This is a genomic window from Coprococcus sp. OM04-5BH (genome assembly GCF_003482105.1).
Classification (GTDB): domain Bacteria; phylum Bacillota; class Clostridia; order Lachnospirales; family Lachnospiraceae; genus Coprococcus.
Genome location: NZ_QULM01000007.1, coordinates 91,743 through 112,326, shown reverse-complemented (window position 1 = coordinate 112,326; position 20,584 = coordinate 91,743). Strand labels below are relative to the sequence as shown.

17 protein-coding genes and 1 tRNA gene are annotated in these 20,584 nt (G+C 41.0%); 15 read left to right on the top strand and 3 right to left on the bottom strand.

The window, feature by feature from the left end:
- Positions 1-107: 107 nt before the first annotated feature.
- A tRNA-Trp gene (locus DXB54_RS11505) sits at positions 108-178 on the top strand.
- Between the two features lie 407 nt (positions 179-585).
- On the top strand, positions 586-1,731 hold the full coding sequence (gene fucO / locus DXB54_RS11500) for a lactaldehyde reductase (RefSeq protein ID WP_021937460.1): 1,146 nt from the start codon (positions 586-588) through the stop codon (positions 1,729-1,731).
- 156 nt (positions 1,732-1,887) lie between these two features.
- Here the strand turns inward: fucO and DXB54_RS11495 are convergent, their stop codons facing one another.
- A complete protein-coding gene (locus tag DXB54_RS11495; protein ID WP_118695248.1) occupies positions 1,888-2,397 on the bottom strand; it encodes a DUF6512 family protein in 510 nt (169 codons plus the stop codon).
- Between the two features lie 395 nt (positions 2,398-2,792).
- Between DXB54_RS11495 and DXB54_RS11490 the strand changes: the two genes are divergently transcribed.
- The 5 genes from DXB54_RS11490 (at position 2,793) to DXB54_RS11470 (ending at position 9,167) form a co-directional block, all read left to right on the top strand.
- Positions 2,793-3,455, top strand: coding sequence for an ABC transporter ATP-binding protein (locus DXB54_RS11490; protein WP_118695247.1), 663 nt, complete (start codon positions 2,793-2,795; stop codon positions 3,453-3,455).
- A 76-nt stretch (positions 3,456-3,531) separates the two neighbouring features.
- Positions 3,532-6,159: an ABC transporter permease gene (locus DXB54_RS11485; RefSeq protein WP_118695246.1), complete on the top strand. Its 2,628-nt coding sequence runs from the start codon at positions 3,532-3,534 to the stop codon at positions 6,157-6,159.
- Positions 6,160-6,186: 27 nt separating this feature from the next.
- Positions 6,187-6,840: a response regulator transcription factor gene (locus DXB54_RS11480; RefSeq protein ID WP_021937456.1), complete on the top strand. Its 654-nt coding sequence runs from the start codon at positions 6,187-6,189 to the stop codon at positions 6,838-6,840.
- Positions 6,841-6,871: 31 nt separating this feature from the next.
- Positions 6,872-8,092 carry a sensor histidine kinase gene (locus DXB54_RS11475; RefSeq protein WP_118695245.1) on the top strand — a complete coding sequence of 407 codons (1,221 nt, stop codon included), beginning with the start codon at positions 6,872-6,874 and terminating at the stop codon, positions 8,090-8,092.
- A 238-nt stretch (positions 8,093-8,330) separates the two neighbouring features.
- Positions 8,331-9,167, top strand: coding sequence for a leucine-rich repeat domain-containing protein (locus DXB54_RS11470; protein ID WP_118695244.1), 837 nt, complete (start codon positions 8,331-8,333; stop codon positions 9,165-9,167).
- An 83-nt stretch (positions 9,168-9,250) separates the two neighbouring features.
- Here the strand turns inward: DXB54_RS11470 and DXB54_RS11465 are convergent, their stop codons facing one another.
- Positions 9,251-11,560 carry an outer membrane protein assembly factor BamB family protein gene (locus DXB54_RS11465; protein WP_243104800.1) on the bottom strand — a complete coding sequence of 770 codons (2,310 nt, stop codon included), beginning with the start codon at positions 11,558-11,560 and terminating at the stop codon, positions 9,251-9,253.
- A 229-nt stretch (positions 11,561-11,789) separates the two neighbouring features.
- Between DXB54_RS11465 and DXB54_RS11460 the strand changes: the two genes are divergently transcribed.
- The 8 genes from DXB54_RS11460 to purE all read left to right on the top strand — a co-directional run bounded on the left by DXB54_RS11460 (position 11,790) and on the right by purE (position 19,419).
- Positions 11,790-12,578, top strand: a complete 789-nt coding sequence (locus DXB54_RS11460; RefSeq protein WP_021937452.1) for a transporter substrate-binding domain-containing protein — start codon at positions 11,790-11,792, stop codon at positions 12,576-12,578.
- A gap of 44 nt (positions 12,579-12,622) precedes the next feature.
- The gene (locus tag DXB54_RS11455) at positions 12,623-13,279 is read left to right on the top strand and encodes an amino acid ABC transporter permease (RefSeq protein ID WP_021937451.1); all 657 of its coding nucleotides are present in this window, start codon (positions 12,623-12,625) and stop codon (positions 13,277-13,279) included.
- A 30-nt stretch (positions 13,280-13,309) separates the two neighbouring features.
- The gene (locus tag DXB54_RS11450; RefSeq protein ID WP_021937450.1) at positions 13,310-14,095 is read left to right on the top strand and encodes an amino acid ABC transporter ATP-binding protein; all 786 of its coding nucleotides are present in this window, start codon (positions 13,310-13,312) and stop codon (positions 14,093-14,095) included.
- A gap of 212 nt (positions 14,096-14,307) precedes the next feature.
- On the top strand, positions 14,308-14,814 hold the full coding sequence (locus DXB54_RS11445; protein ID WP_021937449.1) for a hypothetical protein: 507 nt from the start codon (positions 14,308-14,310) through the stop codon (positions 14,812-14,814).
- 144 nt (positions 14,815-14,958) lie between these two features.
- Positions 14,959-16,683 (top strand): carbon starvation CstA family protein, encoded by a 1,725-nt coding sequence (locus DXB54_RS11440; RefSeq protein WP_118695243.1) that lies wholly within the window; start codon positions 14,959-14,961, stop codon positions 16,681-16,683.
- Between the two features lie 109 nt (positions 16,684-16,792).
- Positions 16,793-17,749 carry a DMT family transporter gene (locus DXB54_RS11435; protein ID WP_199708763.1) on the top strand — a complete coding sequence of 319 codons (957 nt, stop codon included), beginning with the start codon at positions 16,793-16,795 and terminating at the stop codon, positions 17,747-17,749.
- A 157-nt stretch (positions 17,750-17,906) separates the two neighbouring features.
- The gene (locus DXB54_RS11430) at positions 17,907-18,854 is read left to right on the top strand and encodes an NYN domain-containing protein (protein ID WP_021937446.1); all 948 of its coding nucleotides are present in this window, start codon (positions 17,907-17,909) and stop codon (positions 18,852-18,854) included.
- A gap of 73 nt (positions 18,855-18,927) precedes the next feature.
- On the top strand, positions 18,928-19,419 hold the full coding sequence (gene purE / locus DXB54_RS11425; protein WP_021937445.1) for a 5-(carboxyamino)imidazole ribonucleotide mutase: 492 nt from the start codon (positions 18,928-18,930) through the stop codon (positions 19,417-19,419).
- A 244-nt stretch (positions 19,420-19,663) separates the two neighbouring features.
- Here the strand turns inward: purE and DXB54_RS11420 are convergent, their stop codons facing one another.
- Positions 19,664-20,545 carry a phosphoribosylaminoimidazolesuccinocarboxamide synthase gene (locus tag DXB54_RS11420; protein WP_021937444.1) on the bottom strand — a complete coding sequence of 294 codons (882 nt, stop codon included), beginning with the start codon at positions 20,543-20,545 and terminating at the stop codon, positions 19,664-19,666.
- Positions 20,546-20,584: the final 39 nt, after the last annotated feature.

Below are 20,584 nucleotides of genomic sequence, written 5' to 3'. Positions count from 1 at the left end.
TGATTGCTTTGAAGTATTGGAAACTTGCATTTCCTGTTTGTATGAAATTCTGAAAGAACTGTTAAGTTTAGGATTAAACACTTGGGAAAGTGTTTAATTTTGTATATAGGGGATTGGTCAAATGGTATGATAGGGGTCTCCAAAACCTTTGGTGGGAGTTCGATTCTCTCATCCCCTGTTTTAAAGCCTTGAAAACACTGAGTTTTCAAGGCTTTATTTATTTGAGCGGGCAATGAAGTGGGCAGGCTGTGAGGAGAGCTTAAATATGTACAGAATAAAATTTAGCTGCAGGGAAGAGGTCTGATGTTACTCAGGTCTCTTTTATTATGTCTCCGTCTCTCTTTTATGAAGCCCATTATTTAATAGAATATTTATAGTCCCATTATTGTAATAAATTGGTGAATATGTTAAAATTTTTACATAAATAGGCAATGAATTGTGCAAAATTCACATAACAACGCTCGCCAGGACAAATATTAATGAAATTAAGGACTGTTAAGTTATGTTATTTTAGGGCTACCTGGTGATCGTAATTTGGCTGTGGAGTGTGCATATTTGATTGTAAGTGTGAAAGGAGAATGTATTATGGCAGTTAATCGTTTTGTATTGAATGGAATTTCTTATCATGGTCATGGGGCGATCAATGAAATTCCGGGTATAGTAACATCAAAGGGATTTAAGAAGGCATTTGTAGCCTCTGATCCTGACCTGGTGAAGTTTGGAGTTACAGCAAAGGTTACGGATCTTCTGAAGGACAACGGCATTGATTACGAGCTTTATTCAGACATTAAGCCTAATCCGACTATTGAGAATGTATTGCACGGTGTAGAAGCATATAAGGCTTCAGGGGCAGACTTCATGATCACCATAGGCGGTGGATCATCAATGGATACCGGTAAGGCGATAGGTATTATTATCAATAATCCGGAATTTTCAGATGTACGTTCTCTTGAGGGTGTTGCACCAACTAAGAAGAGAACAGTATTTACCATAGCAGTACCTACTACAGGTGGTACAGGTGCGGAGTCCACAATTAATTATGTTATTACAGATGTAGAGAAGAAGCGTAAGTTCGTATGTGTTGATCCTAATGATATACCGGATGTGGCAGTTGTTGACCCGGATATGATGTCATCAATGCCTAAGGGACTTACAGCTTCAACAGGTATGGACGCTCTTACACATGCCATAGAGGGCTACACAACAGCTGCTGCCTGGGAGCTTTCAGATTGTCTTGATCTTGAGGCTATCAAGCTTATTGCAGCTAACCTCAGGAAGGCTGTAGATAACGATCCTGACGGTAGAGAGGGCATGGCTCTTGCCCAGTATGTAACAGCTATGGCATATTCCAACGTAGGACTTGGAATTGCCCATTCAATGGCTCATACTCTTGGAGCTGTATATGACACACCTCATGGTGTGGCATGTGCCATGATGTTGCCTATAGTAATGGAGTTCAATAAGGAATATACCGGAGAGAAGTATAAGGCTATCGCTGAAGCATTTGGCGTAGATACAACCGGAATGGATCAGGAGACCTACAGACAGGCTGCAATAGACGCAGTTCAACAGTTGTCTATAGATGTAGGTATTCCTACAAAGCTTGAGAAGCTCAAAGAAGAGGATCTTCCATTCCTTTGCGAGTCCGCTGCTGCAGACGCATGTGCTCCGGGAAATCCAAGACCTGCAAGCTTAGAGCAGTTTGAGGAAATGTTCAGAAAGCTTATGTGATATATTGTGTAAGTAATATATATATTGATTTAAGAAAGTTAAGGGCGGGACTATGATATATACATAGCCCCGCCCCTGTTGTGCAATATATGTCAATCGGATCGTTAAGGGGATGACATATATTGTTGTCTGATGTTTCAATTTCCGGCATCGGTATTATTGTGCCAGTGGATCTGCAAATATCCCAAGCTTCGGAGGATTATAGGTGAATATAAAGAACATTAGTATCATGGTGAACATAAGGAATAGGAGTATATAACCTATCCAGTCCGGCATGTGGCAGGAGTATTTCCTAAATATAATAAGATAGCATAGGATTACAGCTATAAAAAATATTGTTATATCGATCCACTGGACACCATATCCCAGGACACCTTTATATGTGTAGAACATAACAGGGATACTTAAGGTGCCTGCCAGGGTTCCTAAGGACAGGATATATGAAATGTGTGGATAGGTGTTTTTATACATATAGTAGAGTAATATCTGGGCTATAAGTCCCGGAAAGAATATAAGCTTCATGTGTTCCCAGGTGGATTCATTTACGGGGGCGATCATGCCGACAAGTCTGTTGTTGCCGAAAAAATCATATGCGAAATGCATAAGGGTGCCTGTTACCATTACCAGTACGGCACATATTATTATGGATCTTCTGATATTTTTCATTGTGTTACTCCTTAGATGTTGGGCACAGTATGGTGTCCTGTTTTATTTATTGTAATGATGTCTGTGACATCGTTACGTCGCAGCAACCCCATTGCCGTAGGCAATGGGGTTGCTGCTCTACTTTTGTTATAGTGACGCAAAAGCAGGTCTTATTATTAATTGTATTCAGTTTTACATGTTTAATTCATGTTATATATCATAGTGCATGGAACATGGCATTAACCGGCAGCTTATATCATTAGTTTATGCCTGCGGGATAAGTAATAGTAAAAATAAATATAATTATATAAAAAATATTTAAAGTAACCTTCCTGTAACTTTGGAATGTGTATACTCTGCTTGTAAGCCTATAACAGAGAAAACATAATGACCAAATTTACAGGGAGGTTTTTTATATGAAAATCGTAAAAGTAGAAAATTTATCAAAGGTATACGGAAAGGGAAGTACAGAGGTCAAGGCTCTGGACAATGTATCTCTTTCCATAGAAAAGGGAGAATTCGTGGCGATCGTAGGTGCCAGTGGATCAGGCAAGTCAACACTTCTTCATCTTATGGGTGGAGTTGACAGACCTACATCAGGAAGAGTCATGATAAACGATACAGATATCTTCCAGTTAAATAATGATAAGCTGGCTATATTCAGAAGGAGACAGATAGGTATAATCTACCAGTTCTATAATCTGCTTCCTACCCTTAACGTGGAAGAGAACATAACACTTCCAATGGAGCTTGACGGAAGAAAGGTGGAGGACGGAGAGCTTGATGACATCCTTAAGCTCTTAGGTCTTACCAAGAGAAGAAAACACCTTCCAAATGAGCTGTCAGGAGGACAGCAGCAGAGAACTTCCATAGGAAGGGCGTTAATAACCAGACCGGCACTTATTCTTGCAGATGAGCCTACAGGAAATCTTGATTCAAAATCCAGCAATGAGATAGTGGAGCTGCTTAGAAAATCCAACAGAGAGTACAACCAGACAATAGTTATGATCACTCATAATCTTGAGATAGCTAAGTGTGCAGACAGGATAATAACTATTGAAGACGGAAGGATCAAGTGATAATGATCTGTGTGCATAGCATATTTGTGGATCATGTATTTTTGAATCATGTATTAAAGAATGGAGGCAGATAGCAATGAAGCTGTTAAAACGATTGACAAGAAGCAGCATGAAGCTTAATAAAAAGAGAACAGTTGTTACTATGGTAGGTGTTATCCTGGCTGTTGCATTACTTACTACCGTGTCTGTTATGGTATTGTGTTTCAGACAGAGTCTCATTAACTTTCAGAAGGACGTAGGTGGAGATTACCACTACATCTTCAGGAATGTCAATGAAGATAATATGGATAAATTCCTGGATAACAGAAACTTTGAGAAGACGGCATTGGTGTCAGAGGAAGGATTTGCTGAATATGATGGTATTGCAAATGAATCAAAGCCCTATCTATATGTGGCAGGCACCAACAAGGAGGGATTCAGTACTTTAAATCCTAATATGGTGGAAGGGCGTCTTCCGGAGAAGGATGATGAGCTGGTCATACCAAGACACCTTAGGACAAATGGAAGAGTTGATCTCAAGGTAGGAGATACGGTGACTCTGAATCTTGGAACCCGTGTAACCGATACAGAGCAGGATCCGGAGTTCCATTTTAAACAGAGTAATCCGTTGACAGAGGATGAGCATATAGAGGATACCCAGACTAAGACCTATACCATTGTTGGTATCATGGAGAGACCGGGATATAATGTTGAGGATTATGAGTTCCCGGGATATACATGTTACACTTACTGTGATGATATGGAGAAGGCGTCAACAGTATATGTAAGACTGACTTCTAAGGCGTTAAGACACAGAGACAGTGTGATCGCAGGTATTATGGAGGTTGATGAGAACCTTTATAAGGAGATTATGTTTGGGGACGGCACTGAACCATCAGAGGAGGATTTTAAAGAGTACTGTAAGCAGTATGAAGCTACGGGCATGGATGTAGAGACAAATATCTGGCTTATAGAGTACGAATCCGTATGGCCTATAAGTGACACATTTAAGGCTGTATATGAACTGGCGGCAGCGGTTATGATTATTATCATAATAACATCCGTATGCTGTATTAAGAACAGCTTTGAGATATCAGTTACAGAGAAGGTTAAGCAGTATGGAATGTTGATAAGTGTAGGTGCCACCAGAAAGCAGATAAGAGGCAGTGTGCTTTATGAAGGCTTCCTTCTCGGTTTAGTGGGGATTCCTGGAGGTGTAGCACTTGGCTGTCTGGCTTCATTTATCCTTGTTAAGATATGTAACACCTTACTTGATGGTATGTTAAATACAGTTGTAGTTTATAACTTCTCTGTCTGGGCAATAGTGCTTGCTGCATTACTTGGCTGCATAACCATATTTTTCTCTGCAAACGGAAGTGCCAGGAAGGCTACAAAGATATCGCCGGTATCTGCCATAAGAAATCAGGCTGAGATCAAGAACAATAAGAAGCTTAAGACATCAAAGATGGTAAAGAAGTTATTTGGTGTGGGTGGAGTTGTCGCCCATAAGGCCATAAAGAGAAACAAGAGGAAATATCGTACCGTAGCACTGGCCATAATCATATGTACTGTTGCATTTATAGCAATCTCATCCTTCACATCCCTTGCTTTTAAGACCACTAAGGTTGCCTATGGAGATAGGGATTACAATGTAAGTCTTTATTATACTCCAAAGAATGTAGACGGAGATCCTGAATCCATGGTTGAAAAACTTGACAATATACAGGAAATCGATAAATGTAAGTATTATTATGGAACTGTAAATGAAGATAACGTGAATGTACTTGCAACAGATGATGGAAATGATAGGGTGTATATACTTGCAATAGATGATGAAAACTACAGTAAGTATATTAAGTCTCTTGGGCTTACAGAGCAGGAAGTCGACGGAAAGGCAATACTCATAAATAATAAGATAGAGATCGTGGAAGTTGACAACAAGATGAAAAAGGTTGAAGGTGAGTACTTCAAAGTAAAGGCAGGCGATTCCATCAATATAGATTTTGGAGAATACTACGGAGAGAAGGCAGGAACCAACACCCTTGATCTTGGAATATGTGCAATCACAAAGGAGAGACCGTTAGGCTGGAAGAATTCAAGCGGAGCGGCTATATTTGTGATAAACAACAAAACCTGGAACGAGCTTGATTTTGCTGATGAAAAGTTAGTGAGCCATGGAATATATATGGTATCTGATAATGCAGATCTCCTTCAGGATAACATAGAGAAGATGATGAACGGACTTGGTTGTACAAGTGACGATTACAACATGGACAATGTTGATGCAAGTGAAAAGAGCATGAATTCTATGTTCACATTGATCGCAATATTTACCTACGGACTTATTACAGTAATCGCCCTCATCGGCGTTACCAATATAATCAATACCTTAAATACCAGTATGCAGCTTCGCGCAAGAGAATTCGCAACCCTTAGAAGTATCGGTATGACAAACAAGGAATTTAACCGGATGATAAGACTTGAATGTATATTTGTTGGAGGAAAGGCGCTTATAATAGCAATTCCTATGGGATTTCTGGTATCCTACGGAATATATAAGATACTTATGAATGGTGTTATAGAATTTGCATTTAATCCTCCGATCATACCGGCAGTAATAAGTGTTGTGGTAGTATTTGCATTGTTGATGATCATCATGAAATTATCAATGACAAAGATCAACGGAAAGAATATAATAGAAACCATAAAAAATGAGAATGTATAATACACAGGCTCATGGCGTGGAGGTATTATGGCGGAAATATTATTGATAGAAGACAATCAGAGCATTTATCAGGCATTGCAGTTCGCCTTTGAAGCTGCAGGCTATGTTCTTAAGGTTGCACCGACAATGGCAGAGGCCTACACTCTCGTGGATAGCGGGAGTGCAGGTCTTATACTGTTAGATATAAATCTTCCTGACGGCAATGGCTTTGATCTTTATAAGAACAGGATCGCAGGAAAGAAGATACCTACTATCTTCCTGACGGCAAAGGATGAAGAGGAGGATATAGTCAAGGGACTGGATATGGGTGCCGAGGATTATATCACCAAGCCATTTTCAACAAGGGAGCTTATGGCAAGGGTAAACAGGATACTCAGGCGGACAGAGCAAAAGTCACTTCTGAGGGTACAGGATATCAGTTATGATCTGGACAAGATGGAGGCTCTTAAGAACGGAGAGAAGATACAGTTCTCAAGCCTTGAGCTCAAGATCGTGAATCTTTTATTTGCCAATCATAACAAGGCGGTGAAGAGAAGTGATGTGATAGACCTTATATGGGAGGCAACGGGAAATGACGTGTACGATCATACTGTCACAGTGTATATGAAGCGTATAAAAGACAAGCTTGGAACTGACATTATCAAGACCATAAAGGGAGTCGGCTACAGGATAGACTGTTGATGTCAAAGGTCAGACAGGGAGAGGAAATACATTGAAATCGTTAAATCATAAAAGAAAGATAACAGGAGTGATCCTGGTGTCGGTTATAGGCGTTCTGGTTCTTATATATATGGACGTCCGGATGTATAAGACATACATGTCTAACTATAACAGCAGGATTGGCAGTATCTGCAGTCTGGTGGCTGACAGGTATCCTGACATAAGTCCGGGGGAGCTTATGACCATAATAAATGACCGGAACACTGCCGTAGATGAGAAATTCTTCAGCAGATACGGCATAGATATAAGCAGGGACAGTGTTATAGTGGAAAATGACAGGTACTTTGAGAAATACCTGATAATACAGGTAGGCTGTATCGCATTTATCATATTGGCGGTGGTGCTGGTTTCTTCCATATACAATTGTAAAAGACGTAATGACATTGCGGAGATCGCGGAGTATATATCCAATATAAACCGGGGCAATTACGTACTTAAGATAGATAATAACTCGGAGGATGAGCTGTCCATACTTAAGAACGAGGTGTATAAGACCATGATAATGCTTAAGGAGGCAGCAGAGCATTCAAAGGAAGAGAAGAAGCTGCTTAAGGATGCGCTGTCAGACATATCTCATCAGCTTAAGACACCTATAACCTCTGTTATGATTAATCTTGACAATATGAGTGATAATCCGGATATAAGTGATGAGGATAGAAAGAAGCTTATAAGGAATGCCAAGAGGGATGTTAAGAACATAAGCTTTCTTGTGCAGAATATATTGAAGCTGTCCAGATTCGAGGCAGACACCATAAAATATATAAGAAAAACGGTGCCTTTGGAAAGCATTATTGACAAGGCTGTATCCAATGTTGAAGCACTGGCGGATCTTAAAGGGATAGAGCTTAAGGTGAGTCACGGAGAAGATCTTTCCATGACCTGTGATCCTATATGGCAGACTGAGGCTGTGACAAATATCATTAAGAATGCCATAGAGCATGCTGAGTCCAGGGTGGATGTATATTATGAAAGCAGTGAAACCTACAGCCAGATAAATATTTCGAATGATGGAGAGCCTGTGGATGAGAGTGATATGCTTCATTTGTTTGAAAGATTTTACCGTGGAAAGCATGCAGACAGTGACAGTGTGGGCATAGGACTTGCACTGGCAAAGGCCATAATTGATGAAGATAACGGCTATATTAAGGTCTATAACTGTGATGAAAATAGTGAGAAAAGTGTAGAATTTGTAATCAGATATCTAAAAAATTGAGGTCTAATGACCTCTTTTTTTGTCCAAAAATATAAAAAAACATGTCGTTTATGCCAAATACATGCCGTTCATGTTAAATTGCCCCAAAAATATTGAAAAATGTTTTGCAAAATGCTAAAGTGCTCTCGTCAAAAATAATGTTAAAAAATAATTTGAAGTTCTTTTAGACAAAAATTAATATTGTTATATTTTGACGAAGAACATCGAATCGGAAATTTATAAAAAGGGAGGAACAAAAATGTGTATGAGAATTGAAGACGGAAAGCTGATTGGGTATGATTGTAGTTCGGAGGAGAAGAAGGTTGTTATTCCTGATGGGGTTAAGGAGATTGGGGAACTGGCATTCTTTGAGTGCAGAAATATTGGTGAGGTATCCATACCTGACAGTGTGACGAAGATTGGCAAGGGGGCTTTTAATTACTGTACAGGAATGGCAGATGACGATGGTTTTGTAATTGTCAGAAATGTATTGTATTACTATGATGGTGACAATTCAGATGTTGTTATACCATCAGGTGTAGTCAGGATATGTGATTCTGCATTTTGCGATACCAGGGTTATGATTACCAGTGTAGTTATACCTGACAGCGTTACAGAAATAGGGGATGGAGCATTTGCAGATTGCCGTATGTTGAAGAAAGTGCATATGTCTGCCAATATCAGAAAGATTGAGGATACGGCATTTGTGAATTGCAGAAGTCTTACAGACATAGAAATACCGGATACTATAGAAAGTATCGGAGATGGAGCGTTTACAGGATGCAAGGCACTGAAAGACAAAAATGAATATGTAATTGTAAATAATTGTGTATATGATTACTTTGGAACAGATGTGGATATTACCATACCTGACGGTGTTGAGGGAATAAAGTCTATATTCATTAATATGCATAGTCATATAAGAAGCATTAAGATTCCTTCTTCAGTTAAATATATTAATGAACTGGCATTTCATGGATGCCAGAATCTTGAGAGAGTGGAAGTTCCGGTAGCACTTAAATGTGAAGCAATGGCAGCCATAAACTACGGACAACTTTTATTCCCTGAAAGGAATACGCTGCTTACAACATATTAGTTATGACATGTAGTAAAAAAGACTGTGAGGCAATTTACATCACAGTCTTTTTTAGGTTGATAAAATCCAAAGATTATAGACTGTTATTTAAGTTTGATACCTTGGATTGTACATGATCTGGTTCCTATGACCAGGGTGCTGTTGTATACGGCAGGAGATGCTTCTATACATCCGGTGCTTAACTCTATGGTGTCATTTGTTTCACCGGTAAGACCATCTAACATATAAAGCTTACCGCCGCTTGAGGCGTATAATACTCGTCCTGTTCCATCGGAATTGTATACACATACAGGCGATGACCAGGCATATGCTGCTACATGTTCCCACATGACCTTTCCATCCTTCTTGGACAGACAGGCAAGTACTCCGTCGTAAGGTCCACCGGTTTTTGAAACTGTTACATATATATAATCCGAGAGGCTTTCACGACCTACGGCTATAGTAGATTGAACACCGCCTGATACTCCTTCCTGGGAGTAACACGTATACTCAGTCTGCCAGATTATCTCACCGGTCTCTGCGTCTACCTTCCATATTGGTACAGGTGCCGTACTTGAGCTTCGCCAGCCCTGATGGAAGGAGGTGCTGGCATACAGATATACCTTGTCACCCTCAACTGAGAGAACAGGAGTGGAGTTAGAGTCATCAAGGCTGTCCTGAACCCATACAAGCTCTAAGGTATTAAGGTCAAGACAGAAGAAGTGACCTCCGTTATCCATTATATAAAGATATCCCTTATACACTACACAACTGTCTTCCATACCAAGCCAGTACTGAGTGCTGCTTCGCTTGGTCAGGTAACGCCATTTGACTATATTATTAGGATTGATCGACAGTGTGCCCTTTTCCTCATCATATTTTGTCCCCAGGTTTATGAGATATAATATACCATTTTCCCCGGGATATATAAGCGTGTCCGTTGCAGCATCTACTAAAGCAGAGGAGTCAAAGAAGCTTAAGGAGTCTCTCAGTGAGAATGAATCTGAATTACCAAATTCATACATTACACTGCAATCTAAGAGATTTACCACAAATACTCTTGCAACACCCTTGTTACTGTTGTAGCCTGCACCTACATATAATATAGGATATCCTCTCGGATCAAGGGCTCCAGAACCCTTGAAGGTATATCCCAGTGACATGGTGTCTCTTGTGAGTTCACCGGTCTCCAGATCGATAAAGTATATATTTCCGTCCATACATGCATATATAACTTCTACCAGGTCATCTTTTTCTTTTGCCCAGTCATACATGTTCATGTGTTGCCTAACTGACGACGGCCATTTCATTATAAGAGGCTGACCAGTCCAACCGCTGCCTGTCCAGGTTGAGTCCCCTGAAGTAAGCCCGCCGGTTGTTACAGACCATTCTCTCTCAAGTTTGAATGAGGACATGTTGGCACAACCATAGGTAGGGTCGTTTCTGTAGTTATTTCCCCTGAAAGTGACGATACCATCGATATTGGTATAATTGCTTCCCTTGTTGAAGCTTATCTCAGCCTTAGGCTTGTAATCCGAAACGCTGTCAAGTGTTACACCATCCACATTTACATCTGTGTAAGATACATAATTGGAAGGATCTGTGCTGCTTACACAGTGAGGCCTAATGTCAGGCATATAGTATGAGCTTCCACCATCCGACAAAACATTGTCTACAAGATCAGATATGGCAGGGAGACTGTCGGGAACATCATTATCAACATCGGAACTGTCCGATGGTGGGAGGGTTCCTGTCTGTACATCATTTGTGAAGATCTTTAAACGCCAGTATATGAAAAGTCCCAGTAGTGAGCAGATTATGATGGCGACGATCCATGCCAGTAATTTCGGCATGACGGTAGGCTGCTTTTTAGTATCATGGCTCCCTGCATGATGGATTTGGGCGTGCTGATTATTTACATTGCCTTTATTTTGATGGCCATATTTGGTGTGGTTGACCTTTTTGCGTTGCTGATCATTTATAACCGCTTGATGGCTGTTTTTTTGTGTGTGCTGATCATTTATAACCGCTTGATGACTGGCTTTTTCGTGGCGATGATCATCCTTTCCCGCTTGGGGCTGTGTGTCTGTTCCGGAAGTTTTATGTCTCTTCTCAGAAATCGGTACATGAACCGGAGCATCTGATATGTCTGTCGGTTCGTTGTCCGGCTCAGGCTCGGCAGTAGCAGCAGAATTTCGTTCCTTCTCAGCCTTAAGGAAGGCTGCAACCTTCTCTGCCTGAACCTTGTCGTCAGGATCCAGTTCAAATTCCATGACCAGAACTTGTTCATCAGGAAGTTCAGCATAAACAACACTGACTATGGAACCATCCTCGGATCTGGCTATGGGAGGGTGGCTGCTGTCCACTTGGGAAGAATTTTTTGTAATAATATTTTTAAGTTGTGATGAACTCATTTATATTTCTCCTATGTACATAAGAATAAAAAATTAACAGCATAAGCGTGTTAATTATATACTCTTTTATTACAATAATCCACTGAAAATACATATGTGGCACCTAAAAATGCTTTTTTTCTTAAAACTATGCTGCCAATGGCTTTACTTTAGCGTGCTACTATGGTAGAATTGCAAAGTCCGAGGCGTGCCCCGGAAAATACTATAATAAGGAAGAGAGGATTTTAATATGAAGAAATTTGGTGTAATATTATTAGCTGCTGCTATGTGCCTTGGCCTTGCAGGCTGCGGTTCAAAGGCAGATGACAAGAAGGCAGACAGTGAGAAGGTATATGCTGTTGAAGCAGGTTCAGCAGGCGAGGAAGCAGCAAATGAGAAGGGTTATAAGACAAATGCTGTTAATTCACAGGCTGACGCACTTATGGAGGTTCAGGCAGGAACAAGTGACGCTGCCATAATCGATCTTCTTATGGCAGGTGCCATGATCGGTGAGGGTACAAGCTATCCTGATCTTATCCATACAGATGAGCTTACAACAGAAGAGTACGGAGTAGGCTGCAGAAAGGGTTCAGATCTTGCAGCATATATCAACAGTGTGTTCGGTGAGGCATATGCCGACGGAACAATGAAGGATATCGCTTCAAAGTATGGCGTTCAGGAAGCTCTTCTTGAGCAGTCAAAGAGTGATTTCACAGAGGCTGCTGACGGAGATGTGGCATACATCAAGTCAAAGGGTTCACTTATCGTAGGTATTACTGATTTCGCTCCTATGGATTACGAGGAGAACGGTGAGTGGATTGGATTTGACGCAGATATGGCCAAGCTCGTTGCAGAGAAGCTTGGTGTTGAGGTTAAGTTTGTTGTTATCGACTGGGATACAAAGCTTATGGAGTTAAATTCAAAGAATATTGATGTTGTATGGAATGGTATGACACTTACAAATGAAGTTACATCATCAATGGAATGTACAAATGCATACTGCAACAATGCGCAGGTTGTAGTTGTTAAGTCAAATTAATCAGGATTTAGATATAGTTTGTTAGAGATACTGGAGGATTAGTAATGTTTTGGTCAGTAACAGCCCAGTTGTTAGAGGGACTTGCGACAACATTTGAGATTTTCATATTGACACTTGTGTTTGCACTGCCGCTTGGTCTTATCCTTGCCTTTGGAAGTATGAGTAAGTTTAAGCCCCTTAAGTTTTTACTACAGGTTATAATCTGGATAATCCGTGGTACACCGCTTATGCTGCAGCTTATTATAATTTTTTATGGCCCGGGACTGTGGCTTTCACATAATCTCTGGTCGGGAGACGAAGCAGGAAGAATAACTGCTACAGTAGTTGCCTTTTCCATCAACTATGCATGTTATTTCTCTGTAATATTCCGTGGTGGAATAGAGGGAGTTCCTGTGGGACAGCGTGAGGCGGGAGAGGTGCTTGGCATGACCAAAACACAGATATTCTTCAAGGTGACATTGCTTCAGATGATCAAACGTGTTGTTCCGCCGATGAGTAACGAGATAATCACCCTTGTAAAGGATACATCGCTGGCAAGGATAATCGCAGCCTATGAGCTGACATTTGCAGGCTTCTCATATATGAAGTCGGCAGGTATCACATGGCCGTTGTTCTACACAGGTGTGTTCTATCTGTTATTTGTTGGAATACTTACACTGTTATTCAATTACATTGAGAAGAAACTGGCATATTTTAAGTAGATTATCGTATTAGACAGAGGAGTGACACAGATGGCTATTCTTGAAGTAAATAATATAGAAAAGCACTTTGGCAGCACCAAGGTTTTAAAGGATGTAAGCTTTTCGCTGGAGCAGGGAAATGCCCTTGCCATAATTGGTTCGTCAGGTTCCGGAAAGACAACACTTCTCAGGTGTCTCAACTTTCTTGAGAAGCCCGATCACGGAACCATAATTGTAAATGGTGAGACATTGTTCGACGGAAGTGTACCTTATAAGAGAAATGAAAAGGAGCTGAGACGTAAACGTCTGCATTTTGGAATGGTATTCCAGTCCTTTAACCTGTTCCCGCAGTATACGGCCCTTGAAAATGTAATGCTGGCGAGACAGATGCTTGCCAAGGAGGAGCCAGATTTTAAGGCGAGAAAAAAGGAAATATATCAGCAGATAAGAGAGGACAGTATTGAAGCTCTTACTAAGATGGGACTCCAGGAGAGGATGGATCATTATCCTCATCAGTTGTCCGGTGGACAGCAGCAGAGAGTTGCCATAGCCAGAGCACTTGTTATGAAGCCTGATATATTATGTTTTGATGAGCCTACATCAGCCCTGGATCCTGAGCTTACCGGTGAGGTGCTCAAGGTTATAAGGAACCTGGCTGAGAATAATACCACAATGATCATAGTTACCCATGAGATGGCATTTGCCAGAGACGTAGCCGACCAGGTTATATTCATGGATGACGGATATGTTGTTGAGGCGGGAGATCCTAAGGAGGTTATCAATAATCCTAAGGAAGAGCGTACAAGACAGTTCCTTTCCAGATATACGGAAGGATAGTGGTATTCTGGGCATATCTGACGCAAATGTCGAAAAATGTTAAAAAACATCATGACAAATAATAAAATAAATCATGGAAAATGATATAATATAATCATATACTGGTTTCAGTGCTTCATCATGTATACAGAGTATGCATAAGTGTGCTGAAGCCGGTTTTTTTATGCCTGAAAATGGAATTTTTCATGATACTTCAGTAAAAAGGAAAAGTTATGTCAACTAGAAATGAAATTGTAAATAAGCTTTTAAAGAGCTTTATATCCAGCTATAACATAACAAGGGTCGAAGAGGATGAGCATTCTCTGGTGGCTGTATGTGAGTACTTTGAACATTCGGAGAAGTATGTGATGTCTAAGAAGGCTGAGCTGTGGTCGGCGGACTGCGAGGAATTCTTGTATGTATTTGAGAAGGAAAAGCCGGATGAAGACTGGTATAAAAAGATAATGGAGCGTACCATCACCGATGGAATGGAGCGTATGAATGTGGGACCGGGACATATGTATACCTATGTTACCATGATGATAATATGCGATTCCTATAATGATGATATGGCAACGCTTGTAAAGAAGAGTAAATTCTACAAAAGCTTTAAATGGGGATTTCACGGTTGGCTTAATTACAGGGTTCTTATGGTGAACGCTGAGACGGCCGCAATGTGTTCTAACAGGGAGGGAAGATCGTGCGTCAAAAGTGTCAGAAAGGTTTTAAAGACACAATGATGAATTAACCTGGCAGCTATCAAAACAGTCTGAAGATGGAGCGTGGAAGATGATCAAAAGCTCATTAAAAGCTCATTCAGCTTGGTCGTGATTGTTATGGTACCTGGCAGATTAAATAAAAAACATGAGAGGAGATTCAATAATATGAATTCACTGGTACTTTTATTAATTTGTATTGCTATACTGGTTGCCGGCTATATTTTCTATGGTGGATGGCTGTGTAAGCAGTGGGGACTTGGCGAAGGTGATAAGCCGACACCTGCCCATGAACTTGAAGATGGTGTGGATTATGTTCCTGCTAAGGCACCTGTGCTTATGGGACATCATTTTTCATCCATTGCGGGAGCCGGACCTATAACCGGACCTATCGGGGCAGCTATATTCGGCTGGATCCCTGTAACCTTATGGGTACTCATCGGAGGAATTTTCTTTGGTGGGGTACATGATATGGGCGCTCTTTTTGCTTCCCTTCGTCATAAGGGACAGTCAATAGGAGAGATCATCTCAGTAAACATGAGTAAGAGAGCAAAGAGACTTTTCATTATATTTGCTTACCTTACACTTATCCTTGTTGTTGCAGCATTTGCTTCTATCGTTGCTACCACCTTCGGTAAGGTAATTAATACGGACGGAACGGTAAATCAGGTGGCAACCGAGTCAAATGCTTCTGTAGCAATGGTTTCAATGTTATTCATAGTAATAGCTATAATCTTTGGTTTCCTTGTATACAGAAGACACACACCAATGCTTATATCAACAATCCTCGGTGTAGTTGCCATCGCTATCTGTATGGTGATCGGACTTAACTTCCATCCACTTTACATGTCAGTAAATGCGTGGATGATCGTTGTCGGTGTATATATTGCCGTAGCTTCAGTTACTCCTGTATGGATCCTTCTCCAGCCAAGAGATTACTTAAGCTCATTCCTTCTTTACGCAATGCTTGTAGTTGCCTTTATAGGTGTTATTGTGAGCCATGTTGATCTTGGCGGTGCAGACGGACTTAAGGCGTTCGGCGGTTTTGCCGTTGATACAGCAAACGGAACACAGTATATGTTCCCAGTATTGTTCACAACAGTTGCCTGTGGTGCCATATCAGGTTTCCATTCACTGGTTTCGTCAGGTACTACATCAAAGCAGCTTGATAAGGAAAAGGACGCAAAGCCTATAGCTTACGGTAGTATGCTTCTTGAGTGTGTACTTGCTGTAATCACTATCTGTGCTATTAACTTTGCTTATAAGAATGGTATTACAGCAGGTGCAACAGCTATATTTGCAGGCGGTATCTCAAAGATGTTCGGATTTGCCGGTGCGTCAGAGAGTGTTGTTTCAATAATCAATACACTGCTTATCCTTACATATTCAGCATTTTGTCTTACATCACTTGATACAGCAACAAGACTTGCAAGATTTATGTTCCAGGAGTTCTGGCTTGAGCCTGGACAGACAGCTAAGGATGTACAGAGTGGTGTTAAGAAGGTTCTTGTAAATCCTTACTTCGCAACAATCCTTACTGTTGTACTTGGTATTGCCCTTGGACTTAACGGATGGGACAAGATCTGGGGACTCTTCGGAGCAGCTAACCAGCTTCTTGCGGCTCTTGGTCTTCTTGCAGTTGCCACATGGCTTGGCAACATCGGTAAGAATAATAAGATGTTCCTTATCCCTATGGCATTCATGATGGTCGTTACTATCGGTTCGTTAGGCATCACGATCAAGAACCAGTTTAAGGTAATATCAGCAGGTGGAGCAGACTGGGGTGCATACGCACAGGCTATCCTTGCCATCCTTCTTATTATCCTTTCAATCGTTCTTGTAGTTGAAGGTATCCAGACACTTGTGGGTAAGAATAAGAAGCAGACTGCTTAAATTGACAGACAGATAAAAAACAGATAATATTATGCCATGCATTTACTTTGGTGGGTGCATGGCATTTTTTATAAGGTGTAGAAGAGGTACAGGTATGATCAGCAGATCTATGAAGATAAGAAACAGCTTATTACTGGTGCTTACGGCACTTATATGGGGCGTTGCCTTTGTGGCCCAGAGCAAGGGAGGAGATGCAGTAGGGGCACTGTCATTTAACTGTATAAGATCAATAATTGCAGGTATAGTACTGCTGCCGGTAATAAAGCTTTTGGACGCCCTTGGATACGGAAGTAAGAAGCCGGCTACGAGTCAGGAAAAGAAAACTCTTGTAACCGGAGGTATATGTTGTGGATTGGCATTGTTTCTTGCAAGTACAGCTCAGCAGATAGGAATAACCATGGGTACGGAGCCGGGAAAAGCAGGTTTTTTAACCGCCTGTTACATACTGCTGGTTCCGGTATTCGGACTTTTCCTCAAGAAGAAATGTGGTTTTAATATATGGATAGGCGTGGTGATTGCTGTGGTGGGCTTGTATTTCCTGTGTATGAACGGAAGTATAAGCTTTGAGACCTCAGACCTTATGACCCTTTTGTGTGCGGTTTTGTTCTCATTTCACATACTTATAATAGATCATTTCTCCCCGTTGGTTGACGGGGTGAGGATGTCCTGTATACAGTTTTTTACCTGCGGTATCGTGGGCATTATCCCTATGTTCATATTCGATATGGGACACAGTATTTCAGGGATAAGTGAGTGGCTAACCTTATTTGCAGATGCTGATGCATGGATCGCCATTCTCTATGCCGGTGTCATGTCATCAGGAGTCGGCTATACCTTGCAGATAGTAGGGCAGAATGGTATAAATCCAACGGTAGCGTCAATGCTAATGAGCCTTGAGTCAGTGTTCTCGGTGCTGGCGGGAGTTGTGATACTTAAGCAGTTTTTGACAGTGAGGGAGACTGTGGGCTGTGTACTGATATTTGCAGCTATAATTATCGCCCAGCTTCCGGCGGGAAAAGTAAAGGCAGAGAATGTGAATGAGGAACAGGGACAGGCAGATTTGTGATATATACCAAAATCTCAATGTGAATATACAGTGAAAATTTAATGTGAATATACAGTAAAAATTTAATCACTGGAATAAGCGGCTGCTATATGTTATTATAGTCAGGTGAAAATATAAAGCACGCAGGCTCTGCCGCGTTTAACAGGGGGATGAGCAAATGAGTGACATAAATGAAGTGACTAAGAAATATGCATTGCTTATAGATTCTGACAATGTGTCTGCCAAGTATGTGGCAATAATATTTGATGAGCTTAGCAGGGTAGGATATACTACCGTAAGAAAGATATACGGAGACTGGTCCAAGAATACTAACGGATGGACAAAGGATTGTCTTCTTACATATTCCATACAGCCGGTACAGCAGTTCGCCTATACCACCGGCAAGAATGCTACGGATTCTATTATGATAATAGATGCCATGGATCTTCTTTATAAGGGCAATCTGGATGGCTTTTGTCTTGTGTCATCGGACAGTGATTTCACAAGCCTTGCAGTGAGGCTCAGGGAGGCAGGCAAGGAAGTTATAGGAATGGGAGAGATGAAGACTCCCAAGGCATTTGTCAGTGCCTGTACTAACTTTAAGAGACTTGATCTTCTTGACAGAGATTACAATTCTGATGAGGGAGAGGATTATAAGAGTGCTGATTCCGATGAGGCGGAGCTTACGAGTCTCAGGGATATCAAGCAGACTATTTATTCGATCATTGATGAGAATGATGACAGAGGCAAGAAGACCCATATCGGAGAGATAGGAAGCAAGCTTCAGAACAAATATCCTGATTTTGATGTAAGAAACTATGGATATTCAAAGCTTACCACACTTATACAGGATGGCCTTGATGGCTTTGAGCTTGTTAATTCCGGAAGACAGATCTATCTTGAGAAGACAAGGATAGAACTTAAGAAAGAAGATATAGAGAAGTATGTCTGTAATCAGTTAGCCCGTTCAAAGGGTAAGAGGATGAATATAGGTATGCTCAATACCATGCTCAAGGATGAGTACAGCAGTTTCAGTGTTAAGAAGTACGGCTACAGCAAGATGTCAAGCTTCTTAAGGAGCTGCGGAAAGTTAAGAGTTGAGAAGGATCAGGTAATGTTAAAGTAAATCATAAGAGGTGTTTTATAACTTATGACATAAAAAAAGTGGACTGGTGTTTCCAGAGAAAGGATGTAAGAATATGAAAGTAGCTATTATTATGGGATCTACAAGTGATCTTCCAAAGGTTGAACCGGCAATCGGTATTTTAAAAGACTATGGTGTTGAGGTTAATGTGAGATGTCTTTCTGCCCATAGAGCCCATGCAGGACTTTCGAAGTTCATAGAAGAGGCAAATAACGACGGTACAGAGGTTATCATCACAGCTGCAGGTATGGCGGCAGCACTTCCTGGAGTTGTTGCTTCACAGACAGTGCTTCCTGTTATCGGAGTGCCTATTGCAGGATCTAACCTTGACGGTATGGACGCACTTCTTTCAATAGTACAGATGCCTTCAGGAATACCTGTTGCAACAGTTGCCATAAATGGCAGCAAGAATGCAGCATACCTTGCTCTCCAGATAATCGGAACAAAGTATGAGGCGGTAAGAGCGAAGCTTCTTGAAGAGAGAAAGGCAATGGAAGAGGCTGCCATGAAGGCAAATGAAGAGGTTATAGCAAAGTACAATGCATAAGATAATGCATGAGATATATCAAGCTCCTGCGTTTTTGCCGACAGGTCTGAAAACTTTTATCATGAATTTTAAATTTATGGCATAAAAAGAGCTTCACCCAATAATGTATGTCCGGAATATCCGGTGCATATGAAAGAGGGTGGAGCTCTTTTTCATGTTTCCTGCCATGCATATTATTTAAATGCGCAGCATATATAAAATATCAGGCTTTATAAATTAAAATCATAAAACTAAGCTTTTAAAATTAAGCCTCTAACTTCTTGCCTGTAAGTAACTCGTAAGCCTGTAAGTACTTGGCGATGGTCTTGTCAACAATGTCCTGCGGAAGCTCCCAGTTGTTGTCAGGGTTAGCCTTTAACCAGTCGCGGGCAAACTGCTTGTCGAATGAAGGCTGACCATGTCCAGGTTCATAACCTTCAGCAGGCCAGAAACGTGAGCTGTCAGGTGTGAGCATTTCATCTCCCAGAACGATGTTGCCATCCTCATCAAGACCGAACTCAAACTTTGTATCTGCGATTATGATGCCGCGGCTTAAAGCGTAATCTGCACACTTCTTGTAAAGGGCGATGGTGTAGTCCTTTAACTTGGTAGCATACTCAAGACCCTTACCAGGGAACGCTTTCTCCAGGTGATCAACACTCTGCTCGAAGGAGATGTTCTCATCATGATCACCTATCTCAGCCTTTGTTGAAGGGGTATATATAGGCTCAGGAAGCTTATCTGACTCCTTAAGACCTGCAGGAAGTTCGATTCCGCATACCTTTCCGCACTCCTTATAGCTTGCCCAGCCTGAGCCGGTAATATATCCACGAACTATACACTCTATAGGAAGCATATTGAGTTTCCTGCACATCATACTGTTTCCGTCAAACTTCTCCTGCTGGAAGAATTCAGGCATATCCTTAACATCTGCGGAAATCATGTGATTAGGAAGTATATCTGATGTAAGATCAAACCAGAACTTAGACATCTGTGTAAGAACTGTACCCTTCTTGCTTATGATGTTCTTAAGGATCACATCAAAACAGCTTATACGATCTGTTGCAACCATGATCAGGCTGTCTCCGTTGTCATAGATTTCACGTACTTTGCCTTCTTTGATAGGCTTCATTTCATTTGCACTCATTTTAATCTACCTCGTAAATATATATTTGCTATAGAAGCA

Coding starts and splice junctions, on each gene's coding strand:
- fucO (WP_021937460.1), top strand. CDS start 586: ATGGCAGTTAATCGTTTTGTATTGAATGGAATTTCTTATCATGGTCAT.
- DXB54_RS11495 (WP_118695248.1), bottom strand. CDS start 2,397: ATGAAAAATATCAGAAGATCCATAATAATATGTGCCGTACTGGTAATG.
- DXB54_RS11490 (WP_118695247.1), top strand. CDS start 2,793: ATGAAAATCGTAAAAGTAGAAAATTTATCAAAGGTATACGGAAAGGGA.
- DXB54_RS11485 (WP_118695246.1), top strand. CDS start 3,532: ATGAAGCTGTTAAAACGATTGACAAGAAGCAGCATGAAGCTTAATAAA.
- DXB54_RS11480 (WP_021937456.1), top strand. CDS start 6,187: ATGGCGGAAATATTATTGATAGAAGACAATCAGAGCATTTATCAGGCA.
- DXB54_RS11470 (WP_118695244.1), top strand. CDS start 8,331: ATGTGTATGAGAATTGAAGACGGAAAGCTGATTGGGTATGATTGTAGT.
- DXB54_RS11465 (WP_243104800.1), bottom strand. CDS start 11,560: ATGAGTTCATCACAACTTAAAAATATTATTACAAAAAATTCTTCCCAA.
- DXB54_RS11460 (WP_021937452.1), top strand. CDS start 11,790: ATGAAGAAATTTGGTGTAATATTATTAGCTGCTGCTATGTGCCTTGGC.
- DXB54_RS11455 (WP_021937451.1), top strand. CDS start 12,623: ATGTTTTGGTCAGTAACAGCCCAGTTGTTAGAGGGACTTGCGACAACA.
- DXB54_RS11450 (WP_021937450.1), top strand. CDS start 13,310: ATGGCTATTCTTGAAGTAAATAATATAGAAAAGCACTTTGGCAGCACC.
- DXB54_RS11445 (WP_021937449.1), top strand. CDS start 14,308: ATGTCAACTAGAAATGAAATTGTAAATAAGCTTTTAAAGAGCTTTATA.
- DXB54_RS11440 (WP_118695243.1), top strand. CDS start 14,959: ATGAATTCACTGGTACTTTTATTAATTTGTATTGCTATACTGGTTGCC.
- DXB54_RS11435 (WP_199708763.1), top strand. CDS start 16,793: ATGAAGATAAGAAACAGCTTATTACTGGTGCTTACGGCACTTATATGG.
- DXB54_RS11430 (WP_021937446.1), top strand. CDS start 17,907: ATGAGTGACATAAATGAAGTGACTAAGAAATATGCATTGCTTATAGAT.
- purE (WP_021937445.1), top strand. CDS start 18,928: ATGAAAGTAGCTATTATTATGGGATCTACAAGTGATCTTCCAAAGGTT.
- DXB54_RS11420 (WP_021937444.1), bottom strand. CDS start 20,545: ATGAGTGCAAATGAAATGAAGCCTATCAAAGAAGGCAAAGTACGTGAA.